The 18,886-nt window shown below is 72.9% G+C and carries 20 protein-coding genes; 12 read left to right on the plus strand and 8 right to left on the minus strand.

What is annotated here, in order from left to right:
• Nucleotides 1-204, minus strand: coding sequence for a hypothetical protein (locus FJK98_RS01440; RefSeq protein WP_145917390.1), 204 nt, complete (start codon nucleotides 202-204; stop codon nucleotides 1-3).
• A gap of 581 nt (nucleotides 205-785) precedes the next feature.
• Here FJK98_RS01440 and FJK98_RS01445 point away from each other — a divergent pair.
• Nucleotides 786-2,000, plus strand: a complete 1,215-nt coding sequence (locus tag FJK98_RS01445; protein ID WP_370516975.1) for an IS110 family transposase — start codon at nucleotides 786-788, stop codon at nucleotides 1,998-2,000.
• Between the two features lie 63 nt (nucleotides 2,001-2,063).
• Here the strand turns inward: FJK98_RS01445 and FJK98_RS01450 are convergent, their stop codons facing one another.
• The 4 genes from FJK98_RS01450 to FJK98_RS01465 all read right to left on the minus strand — a co-directional run bounded on the left by FJK98_RS01450 (nucleotide 2,064) and on the right by FJK98_RS01465 (nucleotide 3,990).
• A complete protein-coding gene (locus tag FJK98_RS01450; RefSeq protein WP_145917392.1) occupies nucleotides 2,064-2,423 on the minus strand; it encodes a hypothetical protein in 360 nt (119 codons plus the stop codon).
• Between the two features lie 44 nt (nucleotides 2,424-2,467).
• Nucleotides 2,468-2,716 (minus strand): hypothetical protein, encoded by a 249-nt coding sequence (locus FJK98_RS01455; protein ID WP_145917393.1) that lies wholly within the window; start codon nucleotides 2,714-2,716, stop codon nucleotides 2,468-2,470.
• Nucleotides 2,717-2,796: 80 nt separating this feature from the next.
• Nucleotides 2,797-3,267 (minus strand): large conductance mechanosensitive channel protein MscL, encoded by a 471-nt coding sequence (mscL, locus tag FJK98_RS01460; RefSeq protein ID WP_145917394.1) that lies wholly within the window; start codon nucleotides 3,265-3,267, stop codon nucleotides 2,797-2,799.
• 39 nt (nucleotides 3,268-3,306) lie between these two features.
• The gene (locus tag FJK98_RS01465; RefSeq protein WP_145917395.1) at nucleotides 3,307-3,990 is read right to left on the minus strand and encodes a FadR/GntR family transcriptional regulator; all 684 of its coding nucleotides are present in this window, start codon (nucleotides 3,988-3,990) and stop codon (nucleotides 3,307-3,309) included.
• Nucleotides 3,991-4,039: 49 nt separating this feature from the next.
• Between FJK98_RS01465 and FJK98_RS01470 the strand changes: the two genes are divergently transcribed.
• Complete coding sequence (locus FJK98_RS01470) at nucleotides 4,040-5,305, plus strand: MFS transporter (RefSeq protein ID WP_145917396.1); 1,266 nt, start codon at nucleotides 4,040-4,042, stop codon at nucleotides 5,303-5,305.
• A 9-nt stretch (nucleotides 5,306-5,314) separates the two neighbouring features.
• On the opposite strand, the gene FJK98_RS01475 is transcribed toward FJK98_RS01470, so the two are convergent.
• The gene (locus FJK98_RS01475; RefSeq protein WP_088642031.1) at nucleotides 5,315-5,671 is read right to left on the minus strand and encodes an STAS domain-containing protein; all 357 of its coding nucleotides are present in this window, start codon (nucleotides 5,669-5,671) and stop codon (nucleotides 5,315-5,317) included.
• A 158-nt stretch (nucleotides 5,672-5,829) separates the two neighbouring features.
• Between FJK98_RS01475 and FJK98_RS01480 the strand changes: the two genes are divergently transcribed.
• Genes FJK98_RS01480 through FJK98_RS01505 form a run of 6 tightly spaced genes read left to right on the plus strand, consistent with a single transcriptional unit; the run spans nucleotide 5,830 to nucleotide 11,421 of the window.
• On the plus strand, nucleotides 5,830-6,690 hold the full coding sequence (locus FJK98_RS01480; protein WP_145917397.1) for an STAS domain-containing protein: 861 nt from the start codon (nucleotides 5,830-5,832) through the stop codon (nucleotides 6,688-6,690).
• The gene (locus FJK98_RS01485) at nucleotides 6,690-7,106 is read left to right on the plus strand and encodes an STAS domain-containing protein (RefSeq protein ID WP_145917398.1); all 417 of its coding nucleotides are present in this window, start codon (nucleotides 6,690-6,692) and stop codon (nucleotides 7,104-7,106) included. The genes FJK98_RS01480 and FJK98_RS01485 overlap by 1 nt, the downstream gene beginning before the upstream one ends.
• The gene (locus FJK98_RS01490; protein WP_145917399.1) at nucleotides 7,103-7,519 is read left to right on the plus strand and encodes an anti-sigma regulatory factor; all 417 of its coding nucleotides are present in this window, start codon (nucleotides 7,103-7,105) and stop codon (nucleotides 7,517-7,519) included. The genes FJK98_RS01485 and FJK98_RS01490 overlap by 4 nt, the downstream gene beginning before the upstream one ends.
• The gene (locus FJK98_RS01495) at nucleotides 7,516-8,532 is read left to right on the plus strand and encodes a SpoIIE family protein phosphatase (RefSeq protein WP_145917400.1); all 1,017 of its coding nucleotides are present in this window, start codon (nucleotides 7,516-7,518) and stop codon (nucleotides 8,530-8,532) included. Before FJK98_RS01490 ends, FJK98_RS01495 begins: the two co-directional genes overlap by 4 nt.
• 23 nt (nucleotides 8,533-8,555) lie before the next feature.
• On the plus strand, nucleotides 8,556-9,881 hold the full coding sequence (locus tag FJK98_RS01500) for a sensor histidine kinase (RefSeq protein ID WP_145922514.1): 1,326 nt from the start codon (nucleotides 8,556-8,558) through the stop codon (nucleotides 9,879-9,881).
• Between the two features lies 1 nt (nucleotide 9,882).
• On the plus strand, nucleotides 9,883-11,421 hold the full coding sequence (locus tag FJK98_RS01505; protein WP_145917401.1) for a SpoIIE family protein phosphatase: 1,539 nt from the start codon (nucleotides 9,883-9,885) through the stop codon (nucleotides 11,419-11,421).
• Nucleotides 11,422-12,266: 845 nt separating this feature from the next.
• Here FJK98_RS01505 and FJK98_RS01510 read toward each other — a convergent pair.
• Nucleotides 12,267-13,112 (minus strand): helix-turn-helix domain-containing protein, encoded by an 846-nt coding sequence (locus FJK98_RS01510; protein WP_145917402.1) that lies wholly within the window; start codon nucleotides 13,110-13,112, stop codon nucleotides 12,267-12,269.
• Between the two features lie 31 nt (nucleotides 13,113-13,143).
• Between FJK98_RS01510 and FJK98_RS01515 the strand changes: the two genes are divergently transcribed.
• The 4 genes from FJK98_RS01515 (at nucleotide 13,144) to FJK98_RS01530 (ending at nucleotide 16,612) form a co-directional block, all read left to right on the plus strand.
• Nucleotides 13,144-13,713: a TIGR03086 family metal-binding protein gene (locus FJK98_RS01515; protein WP_145917403.1), complete on the plus strand. Its 570-nt coding sequence runs from the start codon at nucleotides 13,144-13,146 to the stop codon at nucleotides 13,711-13,713.
• Nucleotides 13,714-13,845: 132 nt separating this feature from the next.
• The gene (locus FJK98_RS01520) at nucleotides 13,846-14,382 is read left to right on the plus strand and encodes a PadR family transcriptional regulator (protein WP_145917404.1); all 537 of its coding nucleotides are present in this window, start codon (nucleotides 13,846-13,848) and stop codon (nucleotides 14,380-14,382) included.
• The gene (locus FJK98_RS01525) at nucleotides 14,379-15,104 is read left to right on the plus strand and encodes an ABC transporter ATP-binding protein (RefSeq protein ID WP_145917405.1); all 726 of its coding nucleotides are present in this window, start codon (nucleotides 14,379-14,381) and stop codon (nucleotides 15,102-15,104) included. The genes FJK98_RS01520 and FJK98_RS01525 overlap by 4 nt, the downstream gene beginning before the upstream one ends.
• Nucleotides 15,101-16,612 (plus strand): FtsX-like permease family protein, encoded by a 1,512-nt coding sequence (locus FJK98_RS01530; RefSeq protein ID WP_145917406.1) that lies wholly within the window; start codon nucleotides 15,101-15,103, stop codon nucleotides 16,610-16,612. The genes FJK98_RS01525 and FJK98_RS01530 overlap by 4 nt, the downstream gene beginning before the upstream one ends.
• Nucleotides 16,613-16,729: 117 nt before the next feature.
• Here the strand turns inward: FJK98_RS01530 and FJK98_RS01535 are convergent, their stop codons facing one another.
• The gene (locus FJK98_RS01535) at nucleotides 16,730-18,826 is read right to left on the minus strand and encodes a S9 family peptidase (RefSeq protein ID WP_145917407.1); all 2,097 of its coding nucleotides are present in this window, start codon (nucleotides 18,824-18,826) and stop codon (nucleotides 16,730-16,732) included.
• Nucleotides 18,827-18,886: the final 60 nt, after the last annotated feature.

The raw sequence follows: 18,886 nt of genomic DNA on the forward strand, positions 1-18,886 counted from the left end.
TCACGGGGCGCTGGCGGTCACGTCGACCGCCACCACCCGTAACCGCAGGTCCGGCACGTACTGCTCGACGGTCGCCGCGAACTCCGACGCGTGTTCCCGGCTGTCGAGCAACACCGGGGCGTGTCCGATCTCCTGGTCCGCCTCGCCCGTGCCCCACCAGCCGCGGACGGACCCCGGGCTCTGCCGGCCGGTGCCGGTGGTCACGTCCGTGCAGGCGCAGGCGGGCGGCGGGCATGGACATCACTACGGGCCCTTTCGAGCTGATGACGTCAACGGCTCACCTGACTGTCCGCTCACCGCCGCACGCGCCATCGCCGGGGGGAGAGAGAAGTTGGTCGGTGACGGGCACCCACACCGAGCGCGCTGCGGCCGTTCTCGGTGTCGCGGCGTTCCCGCACGTTCCCGCACGCTGTCGTGTGTGCCGCTGGAGGTGTCGCGCGTGCCGCCAAACCAGGCATGCCGGGTCCCTGGCCGTGATTCGTTGACGTCATCAGCTCGAAAGGGCGCGCAACAGGTATCGCGGCACCCGGGAGCGCTGCTGTCGAGATGGGTGCAAGCCCCGTTACCTTTTTGATCGTCCCCAGCCGGGGACTCCTCGGTCGCCCGGCCCGGTATGACTTTCTGCCCCTGTCGTTCTCATGATCCGGGGGGTGTTGTCGCCGGGTCGGGTGGCGTCGGCGGACCGCTGATAGGGACACGGCCACCCGTGTTGGGGTAGGTCTCTTCGTAACGTGGCTCCCGGCAGTCCGACGCCCAGACCAGCGGCCGAGGCCACGGAACGATGCGTGGAGGCGAGTGGGGTGAACGGCGACTACGGCGTCTACCTCGGTTTGGACGTCGGTAAAGAAGGTCATCACGCGGTCGGGTTGGCGCCGGGCGGCAAGCGGCTGCACGACGCGGCGTTGCCGAACACGGAGGCTCGGCTGCGGCACCTGTTCGACAAGCTCGCCCGCCACGGCCGGGTACTGGTGGTGGTCGACCAGCCCGCCTCGATAGGCGCCCTGCCGGTCGCGGTCGCCCGAGCGTGCGGTCATGAGGTGGCCTACCTGCCCGGCTTGGCGATGCGCCGCATCGCCGACCTGCATCCCGGTGCGGCGAAGACCGACGCCCGGGACGCCTACGTCATCGCCGACGCGGCCCGCACCTTGCCGCACACGCTGCGGAGCGTCGATGTCGGCGACGAAGCACTGGCGGAGCTGGAGGTGCTGGTCGGGTTCGACGACGATCTCGCTGGCGAAGCCACCCGCGTGTCCAACCGGATCCGTGGCTTGCTCACGCAGATCCACCCCGCTCTGGAACGGGTTCTCGGCCCGAAAGTCCACCACAAGGCGGTCCTGGAGTTGCTGTCGCGCTGCGGCGGACCCGCCGGCATGCGCAAAGCCGGCCGCCGGAAATTGACCTCGATCGCCACCGTCCACGCCCCTCGCATCGGCGACCGGCTCGTCGAACAGATCATGACCGCCCTCGACGAACAGACCGTCACCGTCCCCGGCACAACAGCGGCCGAGACGATCCTGCCCCGCCTGGCCGACAGCCTCCGCGACGTCCTACGCCAACGTGACCAGGTCGCAGGCGAGGTCGAGAGGATGCTCGATGCGCACCCTCTCGCCCCGGTCCTGACCTCGATGCCCGGCATCGGCGTCAGGACCGCAGCCCGGATCCTCCTCGAAGTCGGCGACGGCACCGCCTTCCCCACCCCCGGCCACCTCGCCGCCTACGCCGGACTCGCCCCCGTCACCCGACGATCCGGCACCAGCATCCGCGGCGAACACCCACCAAGGGGCGGCAACAAACACCTCAAACGAGCCTTCTTCCTCGCCGCGTTCGCCGCCCTCGCCGACCCCGTCAGCAGGGCCTACTACGACCGCAAACGCGCCGAAGGCAAACGCCACAACGCCGCCCTCATCTGCCTCGCCCGACGCCGCTGCGACGTCCTCCACGCCATGCTCCGCGACAAAATCCCCTACCAACCACGCCCCACAAGCCCCGCCACCGCTTGACCAAACCCATAGGGACACCCCCCGTGCTGTCGGGTCGGGGAGGGTGTGGGGGCGGTGGGTGGGTTACTCCTCCGGGGGCAGGTCGCCGACGGGGACGTGCAGGCGTACCTGGTCGTCGGTGACCGTGGCGATCTGGTCGGCCAGCACGTACACCGCGCCGGTGCGGGCCAGTTCGGTGGAGACCTTGAGGTAGCCGGTGCGCAGCAGGCGGGCGGCGAGGTCGGCCGGGACGTCCGGCTCCTCGACGGCCACCGACTCGATCAGCTCGTCCAGGCTGCCGCCCGGATCGGCGGTCGACGCCTGCACGGTCACCGCGTTGGGATCGCCCCGCTGGACGAGGTCGACGGTGCCGATCTCGACCCCGACCGTGTCGACCACCCGCATGCCGGTGGTGATCCGGGAGATGACCGCCTGCTCTGCCATGCCCTGCTGCTCCATCCCCGGGCGGTTCCCTGCCCCACCCACCGCTAAACCGCCGGCCCCCAGGCGCTGGGCGGGCGCGGGGACAGCTCCCGCCAGGCGTCCGTCCCCTCCAGCAGGGCCCGGACGGTCTCCTCGGCCTCGTCGGCGCTGCCGTACTCGTAGAACTGGGAGACGCCCTCCGCGCCGCCGGCCCGCTGCTCGACGTGCCACCGGTCGGCGTCGACGCGGAGGAAGATGTCCCGCCGGGCCAGTCGTCCCCATTTGCCGTTCCACCAGTGCCTACGCTGCTCCATGGCGGAACTCTATCGAACATGTGTACGACAAGATGCGGCCCCTGCGGGAATTCCGCAGGGGCCGATGTGCGCCGGTCGGGTCAGCGCGGGGCGGGCGGCTCCGGACGCCGGCCGAGCACGTCGTCCAGCGCGCCGCGCTGCCCCGGGGTGGCGTGCCCGCCGGCGAGCAGCGCGTCCCGGATCTCGGTGAGCAGCTTGACCTCCTCGCTCGGCGCGGCGGGCGGCGGCTCCTCGCCCCGCTTGCGCCGCTCGGCGAGCCGGTTCATCGGGTAGACGACCAGGAAGTACAGCGCCGCCGCCGTCAGCGCGAAGGTGATCGCCGCGTTGACGAAGGCCACCCAGTCGAACGGGATGCCCCGGAATTCCGGGGTCGAGCCTTTGAGGCCGTCCTTCTGGCCGGTGATCAGCACGATGAAGACCCGGACCAGTGGTTCGAGGAACGACTTGGTCAGCTGGGTGACCACGCCCGTGAACGCGGCGCCGATGACGACACCGACCGCCAGGTCGACGACGTTGCCGCGCATGATGAAGTCTTTGAAGCCCTTGAGCATCCGTACTCCTGTGCCGTCCGATTCTCCGTCGGGGACAACCTATGCCCCGGACGGGGACTCCAGGAAAGCACCGGCCTCGATCGCCGCCCGCCCGGGATCGCCGTCCCGGATCGCCGTCACCAGCCGGCTGTGGTCGACGTGCCGCTGCGGGTGCAGGGTGTCACCGGTGGCGTGCGCGACGGTGCTGCGCAGCGCCGCGCCGACCGAGGCGTACAGCTCGGCCAGCATGGCGTTGTGCGCGGCGGCGACCACCGCCATGTGCAGCGCGACGTCCGCCTCCACGAACGCGGCGACCCCGCCCGACCGCCAGGCGGCCTCCCGGGCGGCGAGCGCGCCGTCGAGCGCCGCCAGATCCTCCGGGGTACGCCGCAGCGCGGCCAACCGGGCCGCCTCGACCTCGAACGCCCGGCGGACCTCGACCACCTCGGCCATCCGGTCGTCGGTGAGCCGGCGGGCCACCACCGGGGCCAGTTCGTCGGTCGACACCACGTACGTCCCGGAGCCCTGCCGGCACTCCAGCACCCCGGCGTGCACCAGTGCCCGGACGGCCTCCCGGACGGTGTTGCGCCCCACCCCGAGTGCCGTCACCAACTGCGGCTCGGTGGGGATGCGCCCGCCCACCGGCCACTCGCCGCCGAGGATCCGTCCCCGGAGCTGCTCGATGGTCTGCTGCACCCGCTGACCGCGCGGGGGCACGGGCGGGGAATCGACGGACGGTGTCACCGGTTACACCAGCTGCCGAAATTCATCCCATGATTGTAGGTTCGAGGTCATGACCCCGCCAACCGCTCCCGCCGTCGAGGCAGCGCCCGATCCGCTCGCCCACCGGCCGGCCCACCGCGCTCCGTCGCCGGTCACCGGTGGTGCGCTGGTGCTGGTCGGGATGCTGCTGGTCGCGCTCAACCTGCGGGCCGCGGTGACCAGCCTCGGCGCGCTCCTCGACGAGGTACGCACCGGACTCGGTCTCTCCGGTGCGATGGCCGGGTTCGTCACCACCCTGCCCACCATCGCCTTCGCCGGTCTCGGCGCGCTCACCCCGTGGCTGATCCGGCGCTGGCCGGCGGCCCGGGTGCTGGTGGTGGCGATGCTCGCGCTCACCGTCGGCCAGGTGCTCCGCGTCGTCACCGGCTCGGCGACGGTCTTCGTGCTCACCAGCGCGCTCGCCCTGGCCGGCATCGCGGTGGCGAACATCCTGCTGCCGATGCTGGTCAAGCAGCACTTCCCGCACCGCACCGGGCTGGTCACCGGGGCGTACACGATGGCGCTGACCACGGGGACCACGGTCGCCGCCGCCTCCGCCGTGCCGGTGGCGCACGCCTTCGGCTCCTGGCGGGCCGGACTCGGGGTGTGGGCGCTGCTGGCGGCGGTGGCCGTACTCCCGTGGGTGCCGCTGGCGCTGCGGGCGCGCGCCGCCCGACGGGCCGCGACCCCGACGGCGGTCCCGGCCGCCCGCACCCGGGTCCGGCCGGCCCGCACCCGGCTCGGCTGGGCGATGGCGGTCTACTTCGGCGCGCAGTCGCTCAGCGGGTACGCGGTGATGGGCTGGCTGGCCCAGCTCTTCCGGGACGCCGGCTTCCGGCCGGAGAGCGCCGGCCTGCTGCTTGCCGGGGTCACCGCGCTCGGGGTGCCGGTGGCCCTGCTGATGCCGACGCTGGCCGGCCGGCTCCGCACGCTGCGCCCGCTGGTGTTCGGGCTGACCGCCTTCTCCGCGGCGGCCTACCTGGGGCTGGCGTTCGCGCCCCGGGGCGGGGCGCTGCTCTGGGTGCTGCTGCTCGCCTTCGGTCAGGGCGCGTTCCCGCTGATCCTGACCACCATCGGCCTGCGGGCCCGCACGGCCGACGGCACGGTGGCGCTGTCCGCCTTCGCGCAGAGCACCGGCTACGTGATCGCCGCGCTCGGCCCGCTGCTCGTCGGGGTGCTCTACGAGGCGACCGGCGGATGGACCGCGCCGATGGGCTTCCTGCTCGCCGCCCTCGCCGTGCAGACGACTGCGGGCATGGTGATCGCCCGTCCCCGGTTCATCGAGGACGAGCGCTGAGGAGACCGGTCAGGACGACGCGGGGGTGGGATCACCCGCGACGGCCTGCTCGACCGTCGGATAGGTGTGCAGCACCTCGACCAGTCCGCTGACCTCCAGGATGCGCAGCACGCCGCGCTGCGGGGCGGCCAGTCGGACCACGCCGCCGGCCTCGTCGCAGCTGTTCTTGGCCCGGACGAAGACCGACAACCCGGTCGAGTCGCAGAACGACACCTCGGCCAGGTCGAACACCAGCCGGCTGCGACCCTTGTCGAGCAGGTCGGTGATCTGGTCCTGCAGCTGCGGTGCGGTCGCCATGTCGAGTTCGCCCGCGACCGACACGACGACCACGTCGCCGCGCTGTTCCGTGTGCACCGTCAGGGACATTCAGACCTCCTGTTATCGGTGGAACGGTATCCCACGAACGGGGGGACACGCAGAACGGGAGCGGTTCCGGTGGGAGCGATCATTCCTTTGCCGCGCGGCAACTACCGGGTCTGCCTCCGGTGATAGAGTCCGGCCGGCCCAGCTCACAGGAGGTAACCATGGCGTTGACCGCAGACGGGGGCGACCGGCTCGTCGGGCTGCTGAGTGAGCACGGTGAGCGGGTCGTGCAGCGGTGGACCGAACTCGTCGCCGCCTCGCTGCGCGGTCGGCTGAGCCAGGCCGAGCTGCGCCTCCAGGTGCAGGAACTGCACGCTAGCATGATCAACGCGGGCGGCGCGGGCCTGGCCGACCTCCAGACGCCCGCGGCGGGCGAGCTGCGCGCGGTGCTCGCCGACCTGTCCCGCAGCCGGGCCCGGCAGAGCTTCACCGCCACCGAGACCGCGATCAGCATCTACGCCCTCAAGGACGTCCTGGTCGAGCTGGCCGAGACCGACGGCGTCGAGCTGTCGCTGCGGGACATCCTCGACGTCACCGGCCTGGTCGACCGGATGGGGCTGCTCACCTTCGAGACCTACGTGCAGACCCGCGAGGGGCTGATCGCCGACCAGGCCGAACAGCTGCTTGAACTCTCCACCCCGGTGGTGAAGATCTGGGACGGCGTGGTCGCCGTGCCGCTGGTCGGCACCCTCGACTCGGCGCGCGCCCAGGTGGTGATGGAACGGCTGCTCCAGACCCTGGTCGACACCGGCTCGCCGTACGCGATCATCGACATCACCGGTGTGCCGGCGGTCGACACCCAGGTCGCCCAGCACATCCTCAAGACGGTGGTGGCCGCCCGGCTGATGGGTGCCGACTGCATCATCTCCGGCATCCGCCCGCAGATCGCGCAGACCATCGTCGCGCTCGGCATCGAGTTCGGCGACATCGCCACCAAGGCGAGCCTGGCCGACGCCCTGCGGCACGTGCTGCGCCTCACCGGCGTCGAGACGTCCCGCCGCCACCCACGCCGGGAGGTGTGATGGAACGGGTGCCGATCCTGAAGATCGGCGACATCCTGCTGGTCTCCATCCAGATCGACATGTCCGACCAGACGGCGGTCACCCTCCAGGACGACCTGGCGGAGCGGATCGTGGCGACCGGCTGCCACGGCGTCATCATCGACATCACCGCGCTGGACATCGTCGACTCGTTCGTCGGCCGGATGCTCTCCACCATCGCCTCGATCTCCAAGGTGCTCGACGCCGAGACGGTGGTCGTCGGGATGCGTCCCGCGGTCGCCATCACCCTCGTCGAGCTGGGCCTGTCGCTCAACGGCATCCGTACCGCGCTGAACGTGGAACGGGGCATGGAGCTGATCGCGGCGACCCGTGACGACGGCCCCGGGTACGACGACCCCGAGGACGTCGAGTCCGGGACGGCGGCGACATCGCCATGACCGCGGGAGTCGACCTGGGCCCGAAGACCCAGGCGATCGGCAGCGACGAGGACGTCGTCCGGGTCCGTCAGCTGGTGCGTACCGTGGCGGTGGCGGCCAAGCTCTCCCTCGTCGACCAGACGAAACTGGTCACCGCCGCGAGTGAGCTGGCCCGCAACACCCTGATCTACGGTGGCGGCGGCACCGCCGAGGTGAGCGTCGTCGAGGACGGCCGGCGACGCGGGGTGCGGATCGTCTTCGCCGACTCCGGGCCGGGCATCGCCGACCTGAACCTCGCCCTCACCGACGGTTACACCACCGGCGGCGGTCTCGGCCTCGGTCTCAGCGGCTCCCGCCGGCTGGTCGACGACTTCGACATCCAGACCGCCCCCGGCGAGGGCACCCGGATCACCGTGACCAAGTGGTCCCGATGAACCACGAGGTGGTCCCGGACGCGGGCCACTGGTACCGGGTGGAGAGCGGCAGCGCCGCCAGCACCGTACGCCGCGCGGCGGAACGCCTCGGCGGGCAGCTCGGCCTCGGCGGCAACCGGCTCGCCGAACTGGCCATCGTCGCCGCCGAACTGACCAGCAACCTGGTCAAGCACGCCCAGGAGGGCGTCCTGCTGCTGCGGCCGGTGCGTACCGCCGACGCCGCCGGGGTGGAACTGGTCGCCGTCGACTCCGGCCCCGGCATGGCCGACCTCACCGTGTCCTCCCGCGACGGCCACTCCACCACCGGCACGCTGGGCATCGGCCTCGGTGCCATCACCCGGCAGGCCAGCTGGTACGACGCCTGGTCCCGGCCGGGGCGCGGCACCGTCTTCGCGGTGCAGGTGTGGGCGAAGGAGGTACGGGTCACCCCGACCTGGGCGGCGGGGTTGACCCGGCCGATCACCGGCGAGCAGGTCAGCGGCGACAGCCACGCGGTGCGTACCGGGGACGGCCGGCACCAGGTGCTCGTCTGCGACGGGCTGGGGCACGGGCCGCTGGCCAACGTCGCCGCCGAGGCGGCCGTGGCCGCCTTCCGGGCCGCGCCGGACGGGCCGCCCGCCGTCGTGGTGACGCACCTGCACCGGGCGATGTCGCACACCCGGGGGGCCGCGTTGGCGGTGGCGGAGCTGGACCCGGCGGCGGGTCTGCTGCGCTACGCCGGCCTGGGTAACGTCACCGGGACCGTGCTGGCCCCCGACGGCACCCGGCGGGGGCTGGTCTCGCTGCCCGGCATCGCCGGCCACCAGCGTCCGACGGTACGCGGGTACGACTACCCGTTCCCGGCTGGTGCGACCCTGGTCATGCAGAGTGACGGCGTGGTGGACCGGTGGCGCTCCGAGGACTATCCGGGGCTGTTCGGGCGGGCGCCGGTCGTCGTCGCGGCGACCCTGCTGCGCGACGCCGGGGTGCGCCGGGACGACGCCTGCGTGCTGGTCGCGAGAACGCCGTCGTGACCGCCCGCGAACCCCTGCTGCGGATGGCGTTGCGGGTGGAACAGGACATCTTCGGCGTACGCCAGCGGGGCCGGGAGGTCGCGGCCGCGATCGGGCTGGAGCACCAGGACCAGGTCCGGTTCGCCACCGCCCTCAGCGAGGTGGCCCGGGACCTGCTGCGCGCGGTGGACGGCGCGGACGTCACGTTCTCCTGTCTGACGGAGCCGGACGGCCGGCGGCTGCTCAGCGTCGACCTCGCCCCGCTGCGCCCGTTGCCCGGCAACCGGTACGAGCCGCAGTCCGGCGCGGTGGCGCGGTTGGTGGACACCCTGGGGCTGGCGGACGCGCAGGGAGATACCGTCGTGAGGATGTCCCGACGTGTCCCGCCCACCGCTGCGGCGCTGACTCCGCAGCGCCTGGCGGAGCTGCGCGCCGAACTGGGTGCCAGCGCGCCGGCCAGCGCCCTGGACGAGTTGGCGACCCAGAACGGGCAGCTCATCGCCGCTCTCGACGAGGTACGCCGCCAGCGCGACGAGCTGGCCGTGCTGAACGCCGAGCTGGAGGAGACCAACCGGGGTGTGATGGCGCTCTACACCCAGCTCTCCGAGGAGCTGGAGGAGACCAACCGGGGCGTGGTGGCGCTCTACGCCGAGTTGGACGAGAAGTCGGCCCAGCTGCGTGCGGCGAGCGAGTCAAAGAGCCGGTTCCTGGCCAACGTCAGCCACGAGCTGCGAGCCCCGGTGACCGCGATCATCGGGCTGGGGCGGTTGCTGACCGACTCGGCGTCGGACCCGCTCACCGTCGAGCAGGCCCAGCAGGTCGAGCTGATCCGGTCCTCGGCCGCCGACCTGCTCTCCCTGGTCAACGACCTGCTCGACCTGGCCAAGGCGGAGGCGGGCCGGATCGAACCGGAGTGGGCGCAGGTCGACCTGCGGGCGGTCTTCGGGCAGTTGCGCGGGACGCTGCGCGCGCTCACCCTGCGTTCCGAGGTGGAGCTGGTGGTGGAGGAGCCGCCCCCGGGCACCGTGCTCCGCTCGGACGAGGTGCTGCTGGCCCAGGTGCTGCGCAACCTGCTGCACAACGCGGTGAAGTTCACCGACCGGGGCGAGGTGCGGATGCGCGCCGAAGGTGTCGACGACCGGGTCCGCGTCTGCGTCTCGGACACCGGGCCGGGCATCCCCGCCGAGCTGCACGAACGGGTCTTCGAGGAGTTCTACCAGGTGCCCGGGACCAGCCGACGCAGCGGCACCGGCCTCGGCCTGCCGTACGCGCGGCGGTTGGTGACGCTGCTCGGTGGCACCCTGGAACTGGTCAGCGAGCCGGGCCGGGGCAGCAGCTTCACGGTGGACCTGCCCGTGGCGGGAGTGTGAGGTGGCCGGTGCCCCGGCGACGATCCTGGTGGTCGACGACAGTCCCACCAAGCGCTACCTGCTGGTGAGTTGGCTGACCCGGGCGGGTTTCACCGTGCGGGAGGCGGAGAACGGCACCGAGGCGCTGGCCCGGGTCGGCGTGGACCCGATCGACCTGGTGGTCCTCGACGTCCGGCTGCCGGATCTGAGCGGCTTCGAGGTCTGCGAGCGGATCAAGGCGGACCATCCGGCGATCCCGGTGATCCACGTGTCCGCGCACGCGGTCGACGTGGTGGACCGGACCCAGGGGTTGACCCGGGGCGCGGACGCGTACCTGGCCGAGCCGATCGAGCCGGAGGAACTGGTCGCCACCGCGCACGCGGTGCTGCGCTACTACCAGGCGCGGCAGCGGGCGGAGCTGCTCGCCGAGCGGCTCACCGGGCTGGCCGACACCACCGTGGCGGTGCACGCCGCGTCCACCTTCGCCCGCCTGTTGCTGGAAGCGGCGGCGGGTGCGGCGCAGATCTTCCGCAGTCCGGCGGCGGTGGTCGCGGAGACCTTCGACGGGGAGTGCCTGGCCGGGGTCGCCGCCGGTCCGGGCGCGGAACCGGAGGTCGTGCCGTGGGTGGTCGACGACACGGGTGTGCCGACCGGGGCGACCGTGCGGGTGGACGCCCCCGACGGATGGGGGCTGGTGGGCTGGCCGGCCGACGACACGGTGACCGTGGCCGCCGCCAAGCTGCGGGAGGACCGCGCCCCGCTGTACGTGGTGGTGCCCACCGCCACCCAGACCGCCCGCACGCCGGTGCTGGTGCAGCTCGCCCAGGCGGTCGCCTCGGCGGTGGAGGCGCAGCGCTCCTACGACGAGGAGCACCGGATCGCGGTCACCCTCCAGCGGAGCCTGCTGCCCCGGCGGCTGCCCGAGGTGGCCGGCCTCGACCTGGCGGTGCGGTACGAGCCGGCCAGCGCGCAGACCGAGGTGGGCGGGGACTTCTACGAGCTGGTGATGCTCGACGGGCACCTGCTGGTGGCGATCGGCGACGTCGCGGGCCACTCGCTGCACGCGGCGACGGTGATGGCCGAGCTGCGGCACGCGATGCGGGCGTACGCGGTGGAGGGGCACCAGCCGGGGGTGATCGTGGACCGGCTCAACGTGCTGATGCGTACGTTGCTGCGCAACGAACTGGCGACCCTGTGCATCCTGCTGCTGCATCCGTCGACGGGTCGGATCAGGCTGGCCAGCGCCGGGCACCTGCCGGCGTTGGTGACGGTGGACGGCCGGGTGGAGTTCGTCCAGCAGTCGGCCCCGCTGCTCGGGGTACGCGCGGACCGCCCGGAGGACCTGGAGTTCACCCTGCCGGCCGGGGCGACGCTGGTGCTCTACACCGACGGGCTGATCGAACGCCGGGACACCACCATCGACGACGGCCTGGCCGCGCTGGCGTCCTGCGCGACGGTGGTCGACGACGACCTGGACGGTTTCTGCCAGCGGCTGCTGGTGGAGCTGGCTCCGCCGGAGATCCACGACGACGTCGCGGTGGTGGCGGTCCGCCGCCGCTGAGCTGCTCCGGCTGCTGTTCAGCATCTGCCCTGCGGTACGGAGGGGATGTCCCTCGTGCGTCGGGATCACACCCGACGGGGGCCCGAGTGGGCTGCCCGCCGGCTCGCCCAAGCTCAGCCGGCTCGGTCGGGCTCAGCCGGGCCAGCCGGGATTCGGGCGGTCTCCAGCCAGGCTCGGGCGGCCCTGAGCCGTTGTTCTGATTACTGAGGGTATTTAGGCGGGGAGAAGCTCCCGATGTCGCTCACCGTAACCATGCTCCCATCCACCATCAACCCCCTCTCCGTCCTTTGCTCTGCTGCCCTATTCGCACCAGTGCCTTGAGCTGCAACTCCAGAAATCGTCGGAAAGCACGCCGCTTCCACTATCGGGCACGGTGAGTAGCTGTCGCCTGGATGGCAGCAGAGCAAAGGATGCGGGTGAGTGGAGGGGTGGCGGTGGCTGTCGTTACTCACCGTCGTCGGTGAGGTGGGCTGGTTGCTGCTGGATCTCACCGGGAGATCCGCGATGCGTCCAGCCTGCGGTGTTCCTGTGGCTCCTCGGGTGTCCGGGGGTGCCGCACCACCCGGTGAGGGTGGGCAGGGCACCCGCTTGACCTGGCAGTCGGGCTGGGCTGGCGGAGTGGTGCGGTGCGGTGATCGTGCGGGAGGCGGTGACCGGCGGCGCGCAGAGGATTGTGGAGAGTTCTTGCGGCTATGACGACAACAATTCTGCACAAACCCCGCCGAGCATCGGCGCGGCTGCCAGACGGCCCGTTCGGTGGGGGCGTCAGTCGGCCTGCCGGCGGGCTGAGCGGGCGGGGTGGACAGCGCGCAGGGCCGACGGGGTGAACGGCGGGCGGGTGAGGATCAGTGCAGGGAGCGGGCGTAGCCGGTGGGGGTGCGGCCGGTGACGGCGGCGAAGTCGCGGGCCAGGTGGGCCTGGTCGCTGTAGCCGAGGTCGGCGGCGAGGGCGGCCCAGTCGGGCAGCCCGGTGACGACCTGTTCGATCGCCTCCAGCAGGCGGTACCGACGGATCACCCACTTGGGGCCGACGCCGACATGGTCCAGGAAGAGCCGCTGCAACCGCCGGACGGAGAGGTCGTGTCGACGGGCGAGGTCGTCCACCCGCAGCACACTCCGGTCGGTGCGGATCGTCTCGGCCAGGGCGATCGCCTCGACCGTCGCCGGGTCGGGCTGCGGCGCCCAAGCGAGCAGGAAGGCGTCCAGCGCCCGGCGGCGCTCGTCGTCCGTACCCCCGCAGCGGGGTGACGCCACGGCGGACCCGGTGGCGTGAGGAGCGGTCGGGTCGGCGGACCGGGTGGCGCGGGCGGCGGTCGGATCGGAGTCGAGCGGGACGTGCCGGTCGGTGAGTTCGGCGACCGGGCGACGCCAGAACGGGCGGAAGCCGCCGGGACGGAACTGGATGCCGCTGACCGTTCCGGTGCCGGTCAGGGTGACCGAGAACAGCCGCCGGCCGACCCCGGCCACCTCGGCGGTCTCCGGGCCGCCGGCATCCTGCCGGAAGACCACGTTGACCGCCGGGTGCGGCACCACCTGCTGGGTGAACGGCGCGGTCAGCGCCCAGTCGACCAGCCAGTAGTGCTCCACCCACGGGCGCAGCGACGGGTCCGGCAGGTGCCGCCGGAACCGCAGCTCCCGGCGGAGCCGGGCCGGATCGAGGATGCCCCGGTCGTCCCCGCGTGGCTGTCGCATTCGTTCAAGACCACCTTCATACGCTGGCCGTATGCCAACGAAGACTAGTGAGCTGCTGGCCGCCGCCGCCCCACGGACCGTGGCGTTGGTCCGGGCGATCGGCGACGACCAGCTCGACCTGCCCACCCCGTGCGCGGACTACACCGTCCGGGGGCTGCTCAACCACGTGTACGACGTGGCGGTCAACTTTCAGCGGTTGGCCGCCGGGCAGGAGGCGGACTGGTCGGTGAAGACCGATCATGCGGCCGAGCCCGGATGGCGGGACCGGTTCGCGGCCGAGGTGGCGCAGCTCGTCGTGGCCTGGGACGACCCGGCCAGCGAGCAGGGGGTCGTGCCGGGGACGGGGCTGTCCCGGTCGACGGTCGGCCTGATGGGGGTGGCGGACCTGGTGGTGCACGGCTGGGACCTGGCGCGGGCGACGGGCCGGCCGTACCAGCCGGCGCGGGAGAGCATCGCGGCCCTGCACGGCTTCATGGACGAGATGGGGCCGATGGGCCGGCAGATGGGCGCGTTCGGCGCGGAGGTGCCGGTCGACGCCGACCGGACGGAGCTGGACCGGCTGCTCGGTCGTACCGGCCGCGACCCGGCCTGGAGCAGCTGACCAGCGCCGGGCCCGCCCCGCCGCCAGGTGGACCAGCTGGGCCGGGCCGCCCGCCGAACCGCTCGACCGCGCCCCGGTCGGATCGACCGAGCTGCTTGACATCAACTATTCACCGGATGAATAGTTGGCCGGGTGTCCACGTCGCACGTGCTGCTCGGGTTGCTGGCTGCCGGCAACCGGCACGGCTACGAGCTGAAGCGGGCCCACGACACCCGGCTGCCCCGGGCCAAGCCGCTCGCCTTCGGGCAGGTCTACGCCACCCTGGGCCGCCTGCAACGGGACGGCCTGGTGGTCACCGCCGGTCAGGAACGCGAGGCCGGCCCCGACCGGACCGCCTACGCGCTCACCGACCAGGGCCGGGCCGCGCTCGACGGCTGGCTCGCCGCCGTCGAGCCACCCATGCCGTATGTGACCAGTGCGCTGTTCACCAAGGTCGCGGTGGCGTTGCTGGTCGCCGACCTGAACGCGGCCCGGTCCTACCTGATCGCCCAGGCGCGGGCACACACCGACCGGCTGCGCGAACTCACCGCCGTCAAGACGGCACCCTCGACCACCCTCGATGACGTCGTCGCCGTCGACTACGCCGTCGCTCATCTCGACGCCGACCTGAGGTGGCTGCGCACCACCCTGGCCCGCGTCGCCGACTGGCACCGGGAGGTGCACCCGTGAGCGGACTCCAGGCACACGGCGTGGTCCGGTCGTACGGCCCGACACCGGCCCTGCGCGGCATCAGCCTCGACGTCGCCGAAGGGGAGATCGTCGCCGTGACCGGGCCCAGCGGCTGCGGCAAGTCCACCCTGCTGCACTGCCTCGCCGGCATCCTGCGCCCGGACGAGGGTGCGGTGCACTGGCGGGGGGAGCGGATCGACACCTGGCCCGAGGCGGCGCGGTCCCGGCTGCGCCGTACCGAGTTCGGGGTGTTGTTCCAGTTCGGTCAGCTCGTCGCCGAGCTGACCGCGGTGGAGAACGTCGCCCTGCCCCTGCTCCTCGCCGGCTCGGGGCGGCGAGGAGCAGGGCAGGCGGCGCGCGAATGGCTGGACCGGCTCGGTGTCGCGCACCTCGCCGACGTCCGCCCCGGCGCGATGTCCGGCGGGCAGCAGCAGCGCTGCGCCATGGCCCGCGCCCTGGTCACCGGGCCCCGGGTGCTCTTCGCCGACGAGCCGACCGGTGCCCTCGACACGCTCAGCGGCGAGGAGGTCCTCACCCAGCTCGTCCGGTTCGCCCGCGAGCAGGGCACCACCGTCGTCCTGGTCACCCACGAACCCCGGATCGCCGCGTACGCCGACCGGGAGGTGATGCTCCGCGACGGCGTGGTCGACCCGACCGGCCTCGGCCTGGACGAACCCCTCGTCCCGGTCCCGGCGGCGGCTCCCGGCGCGGACCCCCGGTGAGGCCGGACGTCGCGCTGCGGCTCGCCCTGGCCGGCAACCGCACCGACACCGCCCGGGTCGTCCTCACCGCGCTCAGCGCCGCCCTGGCCAGCCTCGCCGGGCTGGCCGCCCTCACCGTGCTGGCCATCCCGACCCCACCCGGCGGGCGGGGCGGCAACAACTCCGAGCAGTACACCAACGCGCTGCTCCGCGAGCCCGGTCTGCGGGGCGGGACGGCGGTCGCGCTGCTGCTGCTCGCCGTTCCGGTGCTCGCCCTGGCCGGGCAGTGCGTCCGGCTCGGCGCGCCGGCCCGGGATCGTCGACTCGCCGGGTTCCGGCTGGCCGGGGCCACCCCCGGGCAGGTGACCGGGCTGGTCGCGGTGGAGGCCGGGCTGGCCAGCCTGCTCGGCACCCTCGTCGGGCTGGTGGCCTACCTGGTCGGCCGGGTGCTGCTGCACCGGCCCGACGCCCGGGGACTGCTGCCCCTGCCCACCGACGTGCTGCCGTCGCCGCTGGCGATCGGGGCGGTGGTGCTCGGCCTGCCGGTGCTGGCGGGGCTGGTCGGCGTGGTCCTGCTGCGCCGGGTCACCGCGACCCCGTTCGGCGTGGTCCGGCGGATGCGTCGGGAACGCGCCCCGGGGTCGTGGGCCGGGCTGCTGATCCTGGCCGGGTTGGCCGCGTACAGCCTGCTCGTCCCGATCGGCCAGTGGTACGCCGACCGCGGTCAGCACCCCCCGGCGCTGCTCAGGCCGGCGCTGACGCTGGGCGGCGGGCTGGCCGCGCTGGTCGGGGTGGTGGCGGGCACCGGCTGGCTGTCGTACATGGCCGGGCGGCTGCTGCACCGGCACGGTCGCGGGCCGGCAGCGCTGCTGGCCTCCCGCCGGTTGACCGCCGACCCGTGGGCCGGCAGCCGTACCCTGGCCGCCCTGCTGGCGGCGGTGATCGTGGGTGCGGGCGCGGCCGAGGTCCGGTCGTCCATGACCGCCGACATGGCGGCGAACCGGGCCGGCGGCCAGAGCTTCGCCGCCGATGACGACTTCTACCTCAACACCATGGACCTGGTCGACCGGGCTGTCTACCTGGCCATTGCGCTCGCCGCCGGGGGCCTGATCGTCGCCCTGGTCGAGGGGATCGTCGCCCGCCGCCGGACGTACGCGGCACTGGTCGCGTCGGGGGTCCCCCGCGGCGTCATCGGCCGGTCGGTGGCCTGGCAGGCCCTGGCTCCGGCGGTGCCGGCCATCGCGCTGGCGCTCGCCGCCGGCCTGCTGCTCACCTGGGGCGTCGCGGGCCGCCAGCGCACCTACGAGGGGCACTCCCTCCAGGTGTGCACCGGTGATCGGGTCCGCTGCGCCGACCCGGCGGCGCTGCGCACGGTGTGGGTGCCCGAGACCGTGGTGACACCCGAGCTGCCGTGGGCGCAGCTCGCCTGGGTCGGTGCGGGTGCCCTGGCCGCCGTGCTGGTCACGGTCGGTGTCGGCCTGCTCTTCCTGCGGATGAGCACCGCCGTCGAGGAACTCCGCGCCGGCTGACCGCGATCAGCCGGCGCGGAGCGGCAACCGCCCGCCGGCCCCCGGCCGGCCCGGGGGCCGGCGTGGGTTGGCCCGGCGGTGGCGGGGGCCGGTGGTGGCGGGGGCCGGTGGTGGCGGTCAGGCCCGGCCCAGCCGGTCGAGGATCCAGGCGTTGACGAACGCCTCCTCACGCCAGGCGTCGTACCGGCCGCTGGGGCCGCCGTGGCCGGCGCCCATCTCGGTCTTGAGCAGGTAGTCGCCCTGTGGGGCCACCGCCCGCAGCCGGGCGATCCACTTGGCCGGCTCGTGGTAGAGCACCCGGGTGTCGTTGAGGCTGGTCACCGCCAGGATCGCCGGATAGTCCACGGGCGCGACGTTCTCGTACGGGGTGTACGACTTCATGTACGCGTACACCTCCGGGTCGGCGAGCGGGTTGCCCCACTCCTCCCACTCGGTGACCGTCAACGGCAGCGACGGGTCGAGGATCGAGGTGAGCGCGTCCACGAACGGCACCTGCGCGACGATCCCGGTGAACGCGTCGGGGGCGAGGTTGGCCACCGCCCCCATCAGCAGGCCCCCGGCCGAGGCGCCCCGGGCGACCAGCCGGTCGGCCGCCGTCCAGCCGGACTTGACCAGGTGCCGGGCGCAGGCGACGAAGTCGGTGAAGGTGTTCTTCTTGGCCAGCAGCTTGCCCTCGTCGTACCAGCGGCGGCCCAGTTCACCACCGCCCCGGATGTGCGCCACGGCGAACACCACGCCCCGGTCGAGCAGGCTGAGCCGGGCGACCGAGAACCACGGGTCCATGCTGGCCTCGTACGAGCCGTACCCGTAGATCACGGCGGGGGCGGAGCCGTCGCGCGGGGTGTCCCGGCGGCAGACCAGCGAGATCGGCACCCGGGTGCCGTCGTCGGCGAGCGCCCACTCGCGGTGCTGCTCGTAGTCGTCCGGGTCGTACGCGCGACCGTCCGGCCCGGGGAGCACCGGCTTGCGGCGGCGCAGCGTCAACTCCCGGGTGACCAGGTCGTAGTCGTAGACCGAGTCGGGGGTGACCAGCGAGGTGTAGCGGAAGCGGAGCTGCCGGGTGCGGTATTCCGGGTTGGCGTCCAGGCCGACACTGTGGATCGGCTCGGGGAACTCGATGTCGTGGGCGTCGCCGCCGCCGACGGGGAGCACCCGCAGCCCGGTCAGCCCGTTGCTGCGCAGCGAGACGACCAGGTGGTCGGCGAACGCGTCGACCGACTCCAGCCGGGTGCCGGGGCTGTGCGGGATCAGCGGCACCCAGTCGCCGGGCGCGTCCGCCGAGGTGTACGCCAGCGCGAAGTCCTCCGCGCCGTCGTTGTGCAGGATCAGGAAGCGGTGGCCGTGGTGCTCGACGCTGTATTCGACGCCCTGCCGGCGCGGGGCGATCACCGCCGGCTCACCCGTCGGGTTGTCGGCCGGGATGACCCGCACCTCGCTGGTGACCTTGCTGGTGCTGTCGATCAGCACGAACCGCTCGGAGCGGGTCAGCTCGACGCCCACCCAGAACCGCTCGTCCTCCTCGGCGTGCACCACCACGTCCTCGCCCGACGGGGTGCCGACGGTGTGCCGCCACACCCGGTCCGGCCGCCACGCCTCGTCGACGGTGATGTAGAACAGCACGCTGGCGTCGGCCGACCAGGCGGTGCCGTAGAAGGTGTCGGGCACCTCGTCGCCGAGCAGCTCACCGGTGCTCAGGTCCTTGATCCGCAGGGTGAAGCGCTCGTCGCCGGAGAAGTCCGTCGAGTAGGCCAGCCAGCGTCCGTCGGGGCTGACGTCGAACGCGCCGAGGGAGAAGAAGTCGTGCCCTTCGGCGAGTTGGTTGCCGTCGAGCAGCACCTCCTCGCCGTCGAGCGGGGCGCCGTCCGCGCTGACCGGCGGGTCGGTCTCGCCGTCGCGGACGGGGCGGCGGCAGTGCACGCCGTACTGCTGGCCCTCGACGGTGCGGGTGTAGTACCAGTGGCCGCCCTTGCGGGTGGGCACCGACAGGTCGGTCTCCTGGGTGCGCTGCCGGGTCTCGGCGAACAGCGTGCCGCGTAACGCTTCCAGGTGCGCGGTGCGCTGCTCCGTGTAGGCGTTCTCGGCGGTGAGGTGGGCGATGGTCGCCGGGTCGTCCTTGGCGGCGAGCCAGGCGTACTCGTCGACGACGGTGTCGCCGTGGTGGGTGCGCTCCGCGCGGACCTGTCGGGCGACGGGCGGGGTGGTCTCGGTGGTCACGGCGTCACGTTACCGGCCCGTCGCGCTCCGCCGCGCGGTCGAACCACCACGCGCCGCTTT

This window comes from Micromonospora sp. HM134 (assembly GCF_007833915.1).
Taxonomy (GTDB): domain Bacteria; phylum Actinomycetota; class Actinomycetes; order Mycobacteriales; family Micromonosporaceae; genus Micromonospora; species Micromonospora wenchangensis.

Excerpts from the sequence above, each read along its gene's own strand:
- FJK98_RS01450 (WP_145917392.1), bottom strand. The coding sequence starts at position 2,423 with ATGGCAGAGCAGGCGGTCATCTCCCGGATCACCACCGGCATGCGGGTG.
- FJK98_RS01455 (WP_145917393.1), bottom strand. The coding sequence starts at position 2,716 with ATGGAGCAGCGTAGGCACTGGTGGAACGGCAAATGGGGACGACTGGCC.
- mscL (WP_145917394.1), bottom strand. The coding sequence starts at position 3,267 with ATGCTCAAGGGCTTCAAAGACTTCATCATGCGCGGCAACGTCGTCGAC.
- FJK98_RS01470 (WP_145917396.1), top strand. The coding sequence starts at position 4,040 with ATGACCCCGCCAACCGCTCCCGCCGTCGAGGCAGCGCCCGATCCGCTC.
- FJK98_RS01475 (WP_088642031.1), bottom strand. The coding sequence starts at position 5,671 with ATGTCCCTGACGGTGCACACGGAACAGCGCGGCGACGTGGTCGTCGTG.
- FJK98_RS01480 (WP_145917397.1), top strand. The coding sequence starts at position 5,830 with ATGGCGTTGACCGCAGACGGGGGCGACCGGCTCGTCGGGCTGCTGAGT.
- FJK98_RS01485 (WP_145917398.1), top strand. The coding sequence starts at position 6,690 with ATGGAACGGGTGCCGATCCTGAAGATCGGCGACATCCTGCTGGTCTCC.
- FJK98_RS01490 (WP_145917399.1), top strand. The coding sequence starts at position 7,103 with ATGACCGCGGGAGTCGACCTGGGCCCGAAGACCCAGGCGATCGGCAGC.
- FJK98_RS01495 (WP_145917400.1), top strand. The coding sequence starts at position 7,516 with ATGAACCACGAGGTGGTCCCGGACGCGGGCCACTGGTACCGGGTGGAG.
- FJK98_RS01500 (WP_145922514.1), top strand. The coding sequence starts at position 8,556 with ATGGCGTTGCGGGTGGAACAGGACATCTTCGGCGTACGCCAGCGGGGC.
- FJK98_RS01510 (WP_145917402.1), bottom strand. The coding sequence starts at position 13,112 with ATGCGACAGCCACGCGGGGACGACCGGGGCATCCTCGATCCGGCCCGG.
- FJK98_RS01515 (WP_145917403.1), top strand. The coding sequence starts at position 13,144 with ATGCCAACGAAGACTAGTGAGCTGCTGGCCGCCGCCGCCCCACGGACC.